The sequence below is a fragment of the Fimbriimonas sp. LA-C6 genome (assembly GCF_055398105.1).
This window is the reverse complement of sequence record NZ_AP038796.1, coordinates 1980112-1992489: the sequence shown is the minus strand read 5'-3', so window position 1 is coordinate 1992489 and position 12378 is coordinate 1980112. Positions and strand designations below refer to the sequence as shown.

The 12378-nt window shown below is 54.6% G+C and carries 13 protein-coding genes; 6 read left to right on the top strand and 7 right to left on the bottom strand.

All coding sequences use genetic code 11. The features are described 5' to 3' along the window. Positions 1 to 603, bottom strand: a complete 603-nt coding sequence (locus ACZ51B_RS09225) for a hypothetical protein (protein ID WP_464296953.1) — start codon at positions 601 to 603, stop codon at positions 1 to 3. Between the two features lie 340 nt (positions 604 to 943). On the opposite strand from ACZ51B_RS09225, the gene ACZ51B_RS09220 reads away from it, so the two are divergent. The 3 genes from ACZ51B_RS09220 (at position 944) to ACZ51B_RS09210 (ending at position 4856) form a co-directional block, all read left to right on the top strand. After that, positions 944 to 3376 carry a hypothetical protein gene (locus tag ACZ51B_RS09220; protein WP_464296952.1) on the top strand — a complete coding sequence of 811 codons (2433 nt, stop codon included), beginning with the start codon at positions 944 to 946 and terminating at the stop codon, positions 3374 to 3376. A 66-nt stretch (positions 3377 to 3442) separates the two neighbouring features. Then, positions 3443 to 4525, top strand: a complete 1083-nt coding sequence (locus tag ACZ51B_RS09215; RefSeq protein WP_464296951.1) for an NAD(P)H-dependent flavin oxidoreductase — start codon at positions 3443 to 3445, stop codon at positions 4523 to 4525. A 10-nt stretch (positions 4526 to 4535) separates the two neighbouring features. Continuing rightward, complete coding sequence (locus ACZ51B_RS09210) at positions 4536 to 4856, top strand: hypothetical protein (RefSeq protein ID WP_464296950.1); 321 nt, start codon at positions 4536 to 4538, stop codon at positions 4854 to 4856. A 69-nt stretch (positions 4857 to 4925) separates the two neighbouring features. Here ACZ51B_RS09210 and ACZ51B_RS09205 read toward each other — a convergent pair whose 3' ends face one another. Beyond that, positions 4926 to 6821, bottom strand: coding sequence for a zinc metalloprotease (locus ACZ51B_RS09205; protein WP_464296949.1), 1896 nt, complete (start codon positions 6819 to 6821; stop codon positions 4926 to 4928). Positions 6822 to 6870: 49 nt separating this feature from the next. Between ACZ51B_RS09205 and ACZ51B_RS09200 the strand changes: the two genes are divergently transcribed. Beyond that, positions 6871 to 7236 carry a response regulator gene (locus ACZ51B_RS09200; RefSeq protein ID WP_464296948.1) on the top strand — a complete coding sequence of 122 codons (366 nt, stop codon included), beginning with the start codon at positions 6871 to 6873 and terminating at the stop codon, positions 7234 to 7236. A 54-nt stretch (positions 7237 to 7290) separates the two neighbouring features. Here ACZ51B_RS09200 and ACZ51B_RS09195 read toward each other — a convergent pair whose 3' ends face one another. Both ACZ51B_RS09195 and ACZ51B_RS09190 read right to left on the bottom strand, forming a co-directional pair. Further along, entirely contained in the window at positions 7291 to 7755 is a 465-nt protein-coding gene (locus ACZ51B_RS09195) for a DinB family protein (protein WP_464296947.1), read from the bottom strand. Positions 7756 to 7780: 25 nt separating this feature from the next. Beyond that, positions 7781 to 8083, bottom strand: coding sequence for a helix-turn-helix domain-containing protein (locus ACZ51B_RS09190; RefSeq protein WP_464296946.1), 303 nt, complete (start codon positions 8081 to 8083; stop codon positions 7781 to 7783). Between the two features lie 99 nt (positions 8084 to 8182). Here ACZ51B_RS09190 and ACZ51B_RS09185 point away from each other — a divergent pair, with 99 nt between their 5' ends. Beyond that, complete coding sequence (locus ACZ51B_RS09185; protein ID WP_464296945.1) at positions 8183 to 8557, top strand: VOC family protein; 375 nt, start codon at positions 8183 to 8185, stop codon at positions 8555 to 8557. A gap of 1 nt (position 8558) precedes the next feature. On the opposite strand, the gene ACZ51B_RS09180 is transcribed toward ACZ51B_RS09185, so the two are convergent. From ACZ51B_RS09180 to cdaA, 3 genes are read right to left on the bottom strand one after another with little or no spacing between them, the layout of a single operon-like run. After that, the gene (locus tag ACZ51B_RS09180) at positions 8559 to 9335 is read right to left on the bottom strand and encodes a GNAT family N-acetyltransferase (RefSeq protein ID WP_464296944.1); all 777 of its coding nucleotides are present in this window, start codon (positions 9333 to 9335) and stop codon (positions 8559 to 8561) included. Then, entirely contained in the window at positions 9335 to 10345 is a 1011-nt protein-coding gene (locus ACZ51B_RS09175; protein WP_464296943.1) for a CdaR family protein, read from the bottom strand. Before ACZ51B_RS09175 ends, ACZ51B_RS09180 begins: the two co-directional genes overlap by 1 nt. Further along, positions 10342 to 11211 carry a diadenylate cyclase CdaA gene (cdaA, locus tag ACZ51B_RS09170; RefSeq protein WP_464296942.1) on the bottom strand — a complete coding sequence of 290 codons (870 nt, stop codon included), beginning with the start codon at positions 11209 to 11211 and terminating at the stop codon, positions 10342 to 10344. The genes ACZ51B_RS09175 and cdaA overlap by 4 nt, the downstream gene beginning before the upstream one ends. Positions 11212 to 11283: 72 nt before the next feature. Between cdaA and pheA the strand changes: the two genes are divergently transcribed. Further along, positions 11284 to 12378: a prephenate dehydratase gene (pheA, locus tag ACZ51B_RS09165; protein WP_464296941.1), complete on the top strand. Its 1095-nt coding sequence runs from the start codon at positions 11284 to 11286 to the stop codon at positions 12376 to 12378.

Here is a 12378-nt window from a genome sequence, read left to right as displayed (position 1 = left end):
TCATTCTAGACCCAACCCGAAATTTGAGTTAGGGACCTCGGCGTAGTGCGAATACTGAAGTTCAAACTTCGTCTCAGGGGGCAGCCAATCTAGATATCCGAGCGCAAGGCTGAGGGCAATTTCACCATGCCCTCTGCACTGGTGGTTTGTGGGTTGCTCCAAGTCAGAGATGCGGCCTCCTCTTTCATTGACCAGACTGGCCATATCGCCAACATAGACCATAGGTGTCTGAAAGGTCCATCGCATGATCGGCTCAAGGACGACCGGGCTTGCCTTATCGAGAGCGTCTCGAAGTGCAGCAGAACTCAATTCTGAGTTTGAACAGGGGGTGATGAGCGTCACTTTCAGATCGGTGAGAGGATGTCCTTCGATCCGCCCAGACGTCATCAGTGCTCTAAACAGATCCTCGACTAACTCAACATCTTGCCCGGCGAAAACAATTCCCGCACCTCTTGGGAGAGGCGCGACTTCTACAGTGCAGACTGTAGTTAAACCGTCGGCGCTTTCAGAATATGCCGATCCTCGCGCTGTAAATCGAATCGATTCGAATCGATGGACTATGAACTCTCCGACATGGAAATCGCTCGTCAGTTGAGATCTCAAATGCTGGATCAATGCGCGGAGACTCGTTTCACTATTAGCCGAGAGAATTACTGTGTTACCGTCCACAGCATAAGTCACATCGCCGTTAGAATTCTCTTTCACTAAACCGCACAGTCTGACGATATCAGCTGGTTGAGTAGGCGTGAGCGAAATTGATAAAATGTGCTCCCTCCTCATGGTGCTTATTTTAAGTGAAAGGGATAAGTATTTATTTTCTGTTTCCCTGGCGCAAGCTGTTCGCAATTCTATTCAATTGCAATAGATTTAATGTTAAACTATCGACGCATTCGTTCGCACGTGTAAGTCAGCAAGCTAGCGAATTCAATATCGAGTTTCACGTATGAAAACATACTTCCTTCTCACGCTTGGAGTAAGTCTTGCAAGCTGTCTCGCAACTGCTCAAGACAAGGCCGGTCAGTCGATCCGCCAAGAGCTCGCTGAGCCGTTTTGTTACTTCAAAGCGCCAACCGATCAGATCGGATTCAAGAACTGCCCTAAGGCAACCGTTGTAACCTACGATGGCGCATTTATCAGCGCATATGGTCAGCTCTCCTTTTATGCGGGTGCGCCTCAGTCTCTGCGACCCATCAACAAGCGTGTCAAGACACTTCTGAACGATTACATTCCTGTCATGCAGTTTGGATTTGATCGCGATGGCTTGCACTATAGCTTCGAGGCTTTTGCGACACCCATCAAGTTGGACCCTAAGAACAATCTTGTTACCTTCATTCAGTGCACTGTCAGCAATGCAGGCAAGAAAGCACAAAAAGGAGTTCTTGGCGCTAACTTTGGCGATATTGCCTCCGGCGTGAATTACGATCCATTCTTTGCGTGGTTTAAAGGACAGCGCGAGACCCTCAAGAAGTCACTGGATGCGCAGCGGTCGACCAAGTGGCACAGCAAGCCGTTCCTTGACCAGAAGGCTTTTGATGATGGCAAGGCCAATGTTCAGTTTGAAAACGGATTGATGAGCCAGGGCGGGCACCTTGTGTTCTCTGGCCCAAGCGCTGGCGCGACGGCGGGGATGCCGAACTACACCAGTAAGCTCAAGGAAGCTGCTGTTCAGTACGCTTTCAGCCTCAAGCCAGGTGCCAAGAAGGTATTCCGGTTCAACATGCCGGCCGTTCCAACGGAACTCTCCAAGACGGCCGCTGTGAAGGAACTGGTTAATGCGAACTACGATGAGTATCGCGCCAAGACCGTTGCGTTCTGGAAGAAGGAGATCGCCCGAGCTGAGCGATTCTCAGTGGCTGATCCGAAGGTGATGTCCACGTTCAAAGCTAGCCTCATGTATGACCTTGTGGCAAGTGAGTTGAACGAGGACGGACACATCTATCAGCGCGTGAACAAGCTCCACTACAACTACATGTGGATTCGCGACAGCGCTTTCTTTGTCCGCACCTACGACATGCTGGGTCTGCACGATACGGCCAAGGATGTATTGCGAGACTTCCTCGTTTGGAAGGACGGCAAGGCTGTTAGCTTCTTCAAGCCAGGCGCACCCCAGCCACGCGGCGCTCGACTGTCCGTTCAGGACGACTATTGGGGTCAGGTTCTTTGGGCGGTTGGTTCCCACTGCCGAACCACCGGTGACCGAGCGTTCTTGAAGGAGATCTATCCTCTTCTCGATGCGCACATTGATGAGTTCGTTGCGAAGTGTGCGAAGGATCCACGCGGTCTCTGGCCAGTGGCAGGTCCTTACGACAACGAAGCGATTGATGGCCACTATACGGGGCACAGCTTCTGGGCACTTTTGGGTCTGAAGTACGCCGTGATGATGGCGAACGACATGAAGCGACCTGAGGATGCGAAGAAGTGGCAGGCTGTTCACGACAGCTATAAAGCCAACTTTATGAAGCAGCTTCGAGAGCTCGCGGCGCAATCGGAAGGCTACATTCCTCCTGGAATGGACAATGTGACCGCTGGTAACGACTGGGATAACGCATCGGGCGGTATCTATCCGTTCGAAGTGCTTGCTAAGACTGATCCGTTGGCGCAGAAGACTCTCAAGATGGTTCGTGACTACAACTATCAGGAAGGAATCATCACCTACGGCGGAAACGCTTGGGTTGCCAAAGGGCTGAAGAAGCAGGGCAAGACCTCCGCAGACGGCACGCTTCACCACTACGAGACTTTCTATGTCACTGAGAGCAACACGATTCTTGGCGAGCAGAAGAAGGTTGTGGAGGATCTGTACTCGATCCTGGCGCACACTGGCAGCACTAACTGTGGCTTTGAATTTGCGATCCCAGCTTGGGGCACACGAGATCCAGGTGATAACTTCACCCCTCACGGTTGGTTCGCTTCGCGATTCATGTCGCAGATCCGAGACGCTCTTGTGCGTGAGGAAGATGGACAGTTGCACCTTGCATCCGTCCTTGCTCCCCAGTGGGTTGAGGCTGGTAAGGACGTCACCGTTAAAGGCGCTCCAACATTCTTTGGCTCGGTGAGCTACAACCTCCACAGCCGAAAGAATGGCGCTGTGCTGAACCTCGACGGTCGATGGAATAAGGGCAACGCGCCTACAGCCGTGGTGCTTCACACTCCTTGGTTCGTGAAGGTCTCTTCGGCGAAGGTGGATGGCAAGCACGTTCCCGTGAAGAACGGTGTGATTACTTTCTCACCAAAAGCTCGACGAGTGGAGCTCAACTGGAAGTGGATCGAGAAGCCAAACCTTTCTTATAAGGAAGCGGTTCGCATCTTCCTTGAGAAGTACTACCGAATGACCCCGACTACTAACCGCGACTTCTTGTTCCCTGTAACAAGCAAGTAATCGCTCTTGAAAAAGGCTCCCGTGCTGAAGCACGGGAGCCTTTTTGTTTCGTAGTTGAAGGTGACTATGTGGACCGAAACGCGTGTGAGCGAGAAGCTCCAGATCCGATACCCGATCATCCAAGGTCCGTTTGGTGGTCTCTCCACCGCCAAACTCGTTTCGACGGTCTCGAATGGTGGTGGCATGGGTTCCTTCGGTGCGTATCTGCTGTCGCCCGATGAGATACGTCAGACGGTGAGCGAGATCCGGTCCCTTACTAACTCTGCTTTTGCCATCAATCTTTGGATTCCGGTGGAAGGCGAGCGGGGCAGGCGGTTTACGCGCGAGAGCTATGATGCCGGAGTAGGATTGCTGGCCCCCTTTTACGAGAAGTTTGGCGTGGAGGCTCCGGCTTATCAGGAGTTTGCAGATGACGTCTTTGCGAAGCAGGTAGAGGCTTTGCTCGACGCTAAGCCTCCGGTTTTTAGTTTCATTTTCGGCGTGCCTGATCGGGAAATTCTCAAAGAGTGTCGCCGTCGTGGGATCATCACGATTGGCACGACTACCCACGTGGATGAGGCGGTTGCCATGGATGAGGCAGGTGTTGATCTGATCGTTGCATCGGGTGCGGAGGCCGGCGGACATCGGGCTGCGTTCCTTGGTCATGCGATTGATGCCCCTGGAACCCTGGCGCTGGTTCCTCAGGTTGTCGATGCCGTGAAGGCACCGGTGATTGCGGCCGGAGGGATTGCCGACGGTCGTGGAATTGCTGCTGCTTTTGCCTTAGGTGCCGAGGCTGTTCAGGTTGGGACGGCGTTTGTCGTGTGTGATGAATCTGACGCGACCGCCATCCATCGGGCGGGCCTTACGGGACCCAATGCGCGGTACACGATGCTGACCCGGGCCTACTCTGGCCGCTATGCCCGATGCCAGACCAACGCCTTTACCACCTATATACGCGAGCATGAGCAGGACATCCCCGACTATCCGTTCCAGGGTCAGCTTAGCTCGCCTCTTCGCGCGGCGGCAGCCGAGTCGGGTGACCAGACAGTCGCTGCCATGTGGTCGGGGCAGAGTGCTGCGCTTATTAAACACACCAAGGCTGCGGATGTTTTGAGCTTCTTGGTAGAAGACGCGAACCGGGTGTTTGAAAAACTGCGTTCGTACTAAAATAGCTGGCATGGGCGTTATGGTGATCACATGCTTCAAACCGAAGCCGGGCAAAGATGAGGAACTGGTCAGTGTCGTTAGGGATCATCTTCTGATTCTCCGCGCAGAAGGGCTCGCCACCGATCGACCAGCCTTGGCCATGCGCTCAACGGACGGAACGATCATCGAAGTCTTTGAGTGGGTATCTTTGGAGGCCATTCAGCAAGCTCATTCTAACGCTTCGGTCTTGGCTCTTTGGAAGCGTTATGAGGCTGTTTCGGATTTCTCGGTCTACGGTAACCTGCCCGAAGCCAGCGAGATGTTCCCGGGCTTCGAGCCAATAGATGTGTAGCGATCATGTCGACGGCGTAAACATGACACTCTGATCATGTCGACATTTCACCGTTTTGTCGACATGATGCTAGTGTTTTTTCCACTGTTCCTGTTGGACGGATTTTAAGGAGTCTTGTAGGCCGTGTTCGAAGATGAACGTTACTTCGTCGAAGTCGGTGATGATGTCATGCTCTACGCCGGAGGCTGATTCTGCCACCCATAGCAGGTTGTCTTCTGGGCCGCTGTACCAGCGGTAGGCGTAGGCTATGTCCCCTTTGTATTCCGTTACTCCGCACACGCTGCGGGAGTTGGCCCACTCGTTGCCCATCATTTTGATTCGCCAGCCCTCGCCTTCGCCGATCTGTCGACAGCAGAAGTTGAGGCCGGGTTGGGCGGGGTCGGCGTATTGGCCCTTTACGTAGACGTTGTAGGCTCCCATGGGGCCGCGGTCTCTGGTGGCGTCGAAGATTAGTAAAGGGCGGCCGGAGGTTCTGGCGCCGCCTTTGTCGTTACCTACCCAAACAAAGTCCTGTTGCAGCCAGCCGGTTTCGGCATTATTGAAGTGGACGATCTTGATGCAGCCGTCGAAGTTGGCTTGATGGACTACGATGGCGACGGCCAGCTCCTTGCGCTTGGAGTTCCATACTGCGCCAACGGGTTGCTGGCTTGTGAGGCCCGAAAGAGCGCGCATCTCATTGAGCTTGTCGCCGGGTTTTCCGATGGAGACGGATTTGGTTTTGCTGTCCCAGGCGAGAAGGAGGACTCCATGGGGTGTGGACACGAGGGTGGGTTCGACCTCGCCGAGGTCAGCCTGGCCCGAGGATTTTAATGCCAAACCGGTTTTGTCTTGCTTATAAATTCCGTATGCGTAGCCGTTGGCGGTTGGGTACGCGGTCCATAGTTCGTCGCGAATCACGGCTACGGATGGATCTCCGCAGACGCCGCTGGGAACAAGCACTTGAGGCTTGTTGTCCTTTTGGTTGGTTTGCACCATCAGCTTGCCAGGTTTGGCCCGGGTTAGGCTTTTCAGATCCCAATCCTTGATGTCTGTAGAGTCAGTGCTGGGGAAGATGCTCAGTAGGGTCTTGTCTAGTGCGGCCAGGGCGGGTGCACCTGCTGCCTTGCCCATCTTCATGGTGATGGGGAGGGTTATGGAGTAGCCATCGTTGATGTTTGCTCTTACGTGTTTTTCGCCGAAGATGCCGTTGCGGTTCCAATCTACGGCTGTGTGTTTGTCATCGATCTTCTTCAGCTTAAAGTAGTACGGCTGCTTGGTGAGGAAGTCGAGGTCTGTCAGCGTGAAGGGGACGGTCTCATCTAGGTCGTCCTCGTGCATTTTGAGGCTGGCGAACTTGCCATCGCTGTACATGATCGCCTCGCCGTTGCCGCCTAGTTGGTAGCTGTAGTCGTAGTTCATCAGGCTGCGATGGTAGGGGGAGCCTACTCGGGAGCCGAGGGGCTCGTGCGGCAGACCGAGCTGGTGTCCTAGCTCGTGAACCATGGTCGGCCAGTTGTAGCCTGTACCTGCCCAGTCGGCGCGGTTCGATTGCCCTCCGCCTCCGGGGCTGTTGTCCACGAGGATCCCGTGGGCAATCCCCCGCCACTCCAGGGGCATCGCCTTTTCGTATAGGTCCTGATATCCAAGGGTGTCCGACTCCTTCGGCATCGGAGGCGGGACTATTGCCACCATGTGGATGCCAGTGGTGCCGTCCGCGTTCTTATGAGGAAGCTCCGCGTAGAACTTCTTCATACGGTCGATGGTCGGTTGGATCGTTTCCTGCTTCATGCCCGAGCGCATTCGAAAGACGATGAAGATGTCTGCATGGTTGGGTTTGCACCCCATGGTTTTGGGATTAATGGGGCCATAGCCATCTGTCTCCCACCGATCTGGGATTCCGTCGTGATCGGCGTCTTCGTAAGCGGGACCACCGGGACCAAACGTGACGAATGGGAATGCAAGAACCACCGAGAGCAAACTGAACATGACGCTTCGCCCATTATAAACAGCCCTGAAACGTTCGTGGTAAGTTGTGATGGTTACTAGTGAAGTGTTGTCGCCTTGCAGGTTTCTCGTGGTTGATGACGAGCTGCATATCACTCGCCTGATTCAGGTCAGTCTGGAGCGGCAGGAGTACTCGGTCACCTGTGCCTGCGATGGGCGAGAGGCTATCGAGCTATTGGAGCGGGAGCCTTTTGACCGCGTCATATTGGATGTGATGATGCCAAATGTCGATGGCTATGAAGTGCTGACTTGGATTCGGACACATGCTGAACTGAGTCGGTCGTGGGTTTGCTTGATGGTCCCATGGCCGGTTGATGAGGAACAGTGGAAACAGCTTCCCCATCAACCGGATCGATATGTGACTAAGCCCATTAATCCGACAGAATTTCTACATTAAACATCGTGAATGCAGTGTTCTATGCCGTGCCGTCAGGCCCCACATGGTCGTTGGTTAGTTCCAGTGCCAGCCGTCGTCTCCCAGGAGGGTTTGGATGTAGTTGAGTTGGCCGCTGTGGTACCAGAGGTGGACTGCCATGAACTGGCAGCGGTGGAAGCGGGTTTTCTCGCCTTGCGCGGTCTTCACGGTTGCTTCTAGTTGTTCTGCGGAGAGAGCTTCGACTGTTGCGATGGCTTTTGCTGAGGAGGTTTCGAATGCTGCGATTACGACCTCTTTGGTCTGGAAGTCCTCGGGTGCGGTGATCCACTTGACGTCGGGCCAGGCGAACGGCTCCTCACCTCGGAGCACCATTCCGATGTGGTCGTTTACTAGATTGACTTCGTAAACGATGTCTGCGACTGTTCGCGTTGTTCCGCCAAAGTTCTTGGAAAACGCTTCTTCGGGTAGTGCCTTGAGGTCTTGCAAAAAGACGCCACAAGCACTCTTCAACCCACTTGTCGCAATTGTACAGAGATCCATGGCTCCATTGTGACGGTTGCGCTGGCTATTGGGAAGCCGGGAGGCGGCGCCATGGAGTTAACACATGGTAGGTCGGCATGGATGTGGGTTTGGTTTTTGTTATGGAGACGAGTTGGCGGTATTCGAGGTGGCCGATGGCGGTCTGGACGCCTCGCTTGGAAAGGCCTGTGAGGTCGGCGATCATGGAGTGGCTGAGTGTTACGGAATCGCGTCCCAACGCTACGGATTGGCGATAGAGCTGTATGTAGACGAGATAGGCGGCAGGCGAGCGAGTGTGGCCGACTAGGTCTCGCATGAGGGCGTCGAAGAGGTAGGAGTCGAATCTCATTGCTATAGCTATTATAGCTATAGTAAGTAGCCTCTCAATTATCGATATATGGCTTGAATTTGCTTGACGATTGAGCACTTCACTACCATAATGCGATCAATGATTAAGCAGATTAAATTCATAGGGGTGCCTGTTCAGGACCAGGACCGGGCGCTCCGGTTTTACACGGAGAAACTTGGATTTTTGATTCGTACGGATATGCCTTTTAACGACCAGCAGCGGTGGATCGAGCTTTCGATCCCGGGTGCGGCAACGGGAGTCGCTCTCTTCACCCCTCCAGGGCACGAGGACCGAGTGGGGACCTTCCTCAATAGTTCCTGGGCTGTTGACGATATCGACAAGACTTACGCCGAGCTTACGGAGAAGGGTGTGGAGTTCGACGGCCCTCCAGAGAAGCAGCCCTGGGGTTCGTTTTTGAAGATGAAGGACTCTGAGGGGAACAGCATCGTCCTTTCCGAGGCGAAGGGCGCTTAGCTTAGAACTGGTCGGTCATGAAGAGTTGTGGGATGCCGGGGACGTTGCGACCCATTAGGTAGAGCTCTACCACGGGTTGGGTTTTGAAGGGGATTTCTAGTACGTCTGCAAGGAGGGTCTGGCCGAACCATTCCGTGTTGTCGGGGAGGGGGAGGGATTGGACGGGGCGGCCGAAGACGGCCTCCCGCAGAATCCCTGGTTCTCCACAGAGGTAGCCGTCTTGGAAGCCCATGCAGATGCGGAAGTGCCAGTTCCAATAGCGCCAGCGTCGTTCGTCGCGGCGAAGGCGGTTGTCGTCGGCTTCGGACCAGGCGGTGTACAACTGCTTGATGTCTTGCATGTCCAGCGACGAGTAGTCGATGGTGGACGGGTTTGAGACGACCTGGCCTCGGACGATGCGGTCGATGGCCTCGAAGCCGTTGCGCTCGTAGAGCTTGGTGTTGGTGGCGTAGAGTAGGCAGGCTCCTTCATCGCGCCGGGTGTATTCGGCGACCACACGCTCGATCAGCCGCGAAGCGTAGCCTTCGTTTTGTCGGTTTGGCCGGGTGGCTACTCCCGCCACGCCGCAGGCTTTGCCCCAACCGAACTGTAGGGGGGTGGTGGTGAGGATGGAGACCATCTCCTGACCTTCGAAGAGGGCCCACTTGCGCTCTAGATCGAACATGGGTTCGGTAAAGAAGATGTTATGTGCTCGGTTGAAGTCGAGCCCAAACACGTCGCAAAGCAGCTCCAAGAACGCCTCTGCTTCGGACTCACGAATTGGTCTTATTTCCGTCACTACAGTTCGCCAGCCTTCCTGCGATCGTTCAAGGGAGGCACTCTATCCGGAAATCCACGAGAGCCGTTTACGGGGCGTTTTTTGGTTGCTTCTGGCTTGACGAAGTACTTCACACGGACCATGGTGTTTGACTTCAACTCGGTGCCAGGCGGAACGTGGAGCTTTAGGATATAGGTTCTGGAAGTTTTCAAATCTGTGACGTCTATTGGGTCGGCCGTGATCTTGCTTACCGTTGCCAGTGAGAGACTCTTGCCTGTTAGCTGCACCGTCGGCGGTTCTACTTTGTATCCGTCGGGAGTGAATCCAAATGCGGGTTGCCCTAGGAATTCTGGGGAGATCACCACGGTCTTATCTGTCAACGCGGAGCTCACGACAGGTGAAATAACGGCCTGGGCAGGAGTGGTGCGGACGTGCTGAGGTTGCACTCCATTGGCGTCGATCGGGATGAGTGCTACCGCCTGGGGCTGCGCGTTCAGCAGGTCGATCTCGGCTAGGTCTAGGTAAGCCTTCACTGTCTCGACCTTATCCACCTCGCTGGCGGGGCCGATGACTTTGACGGTCTTGGGGTTGATCTTCTTCTCGAGCAGCGTGACAGCGGGGTCCTTGAGCTGCCCCTTGCCGTCGGTTTCAATGGTGAACGTTTTCTGCTTCAGAGCCTCTACCTTGAGGCGGATTTCCAGCTTCTGGTTATCTAGGTATTGCGTCACCGAGCGTGGTGTGATCTGAATCGGATATACCGATTCCCCTGGCTTTGCGTTCGAGAGATCGACAAAGACTTGGGGTTTGCTGTTCTCGATCTTGGCTACGTCATCGGTTGAGCCTTTCACGTGCAAGGTGAACTTTGTATCTGTCGGGTCGAAGAAGAACCGGTTGTCATCGAGGTTTGTGACGTGAAGCTCTGCCTGGACTTCGCGGGGCTCGGGGCGGTTCTGGCTGTAGACCACGAACCAGAGAAACACGGAAAGACCCAGGGAGGCCAGCATGATTGGGACGTTCACTTTCCCGGTCACGGTTTGGTTACCTCCGCCTTCTTGCGGGGGCGTAGCTTCGGCTTGATCTTCGGGGCAGGGGTGCCTTCGTTTCGCAGTTCTCTATTCAAAATTTCTCGAAGCTCTTGGGGAGAGTTCAGCTTTCTTAATCGGCCCTCGAAGGCGACGCTGATGGTTCCGCGTTCTTCGCTTACTACCACGGCCATGCAGTCCAAGGACTCTGTCACACCTACCGCCGCACGGTGTCTCATGTGAAGTGTCTGATCCAAACGGCTGGACTCGCTTAAGGGCAATCGGCAAGCCGCCGCCACCAAGGTGTCACCGCGAAGGATTACCGCACCGTCGTGCAAAGGGTTGTTTTCGTAGAAGATGGAGCCGAGGAGGGGAGAACTGACGCGTGCGTTTAGCGCTACGCCGTTGTTGGCGATCTCTTCCAAGGATGCGGCTTTCTCGATGACCACCAGAGCACCCACGTGTTGGGCTGCCAATTCGGACACTGCTGCCACTAATTCTTCAACCGTTCTGGCTTCCGCTAATTCTTCAACGCCGACGCCCAGTTTCTGGGGCCAGAGACCTAGTTTTCCAAAGCCTTCGATGGCTTGCCGTAGCTCGGGAAGCAAAAGAATGACCAACGCAACCGGGCCGAGGGGAGTTGCTTGCGCCAGGACCCAGTGTAGGGTTGTTAGTCCAGCCTGACCACTGAGGAATAGCAGTGCAAGGAAGATGATGATGCCACCGACGATGCGCCAAGCTCGCGTACCTCGTACCAGCATCAGAAGTCGGTAGATAAGGTAGGCGACGAGAAGAATATCCACGGCTGCAACGATCAGCCCGTGAACTCCTAATGCCCGAAGGCCAGTAACGTTCTTGAGTAGCTCCTGAAACAAAATAATACGGTCTCTAACTAAGTTTATCTATCTTGCGTCAAATAAGCGTAGGTCCAGTTCATAATTCCTCCCATGTCCGAAGGCTCAGCGCGTTCGCTAGAAGAAATCCGAAAGGATATCGATGCCATTGACGGCGAACTTGTTCGACTGCTTAACGCAAGAGCAGCACTCGCACAAGAGGTCGGTCATGTGAAGGGACTCGGTGGAAAACCGTTCTTCACCCCTGAGCGCGAGAGAGCCATTTTTGAGAAGCTGACCAATAATAACCCCGGTCCGCTCCAATCTAGGCAGATTGCCGCGATTTACCGAGAAATCATTAGTGCGGCTAGGGCTTTAGAGAAGCCGTTGATGTGTGCGTACTGGGGACCGGCCGGTACCTACACCAACCTCGCGGCCATCCAGACTTTCGGCAACAGTGCCCAATTTAATCCTGAAGACTCGATCCAGGACGTTTTTCGAGCTGTTGAGCATGGCAGCGCCGACTATGGCGTGGTCCCTGTAGAGAACAGCGTGGCGGGTGTGGTTCCCGAGACTCTAGACCTGTTCCCGCAGACCAACGTCAAGATCTGTGCCGAGCTTTACATCCCTATTCAGCACCATCTGGTTTCGGTGGCGACTTCGCTTTCGGATGTTCACCGAGTCTATGCAGGACCTCAGCCTTCACAGCAGTGCAAGCGCTGGCTGAGAATGCACCTTCCGAACGCGGAGATCATTGAGGTGGTCCCTACTGCAAAGGCCGCCGAGAAAGCTCTGGAAGACCCCAACAGTGGTGCCATCTGCAACTGGCTCGCTGCCGAGACGGTGCAGATCCCCATCTTGGTGGAGCACATCGCCGACAACCCTTCGAATCGGACGCGGTTTATCGTCCTTGGCTACAACGAGCCGGCTAAGACTGGCAACGACAAAACCAGCTTCATGTTCAACGTCCGCAACAAGCCGGGGACGCTGGTTACTGCTCTGAAGGCGTTCGAAGAGAACGGCGTGAACCTGATGATGATTGAGTCTCGCCCAGCGCAACGTGCGACTTTTGAGTACATCTTCTACTGCGACTGCCAGGGCCACCGCAACGACCCTGAGTTGCAGGCTGCCATTGAGGACCTCAAGAAAGTCGCTATGGAAGTCGTGACGCTTGGCAGCTATCCGTATCGGAATCCGTTGGATATATAG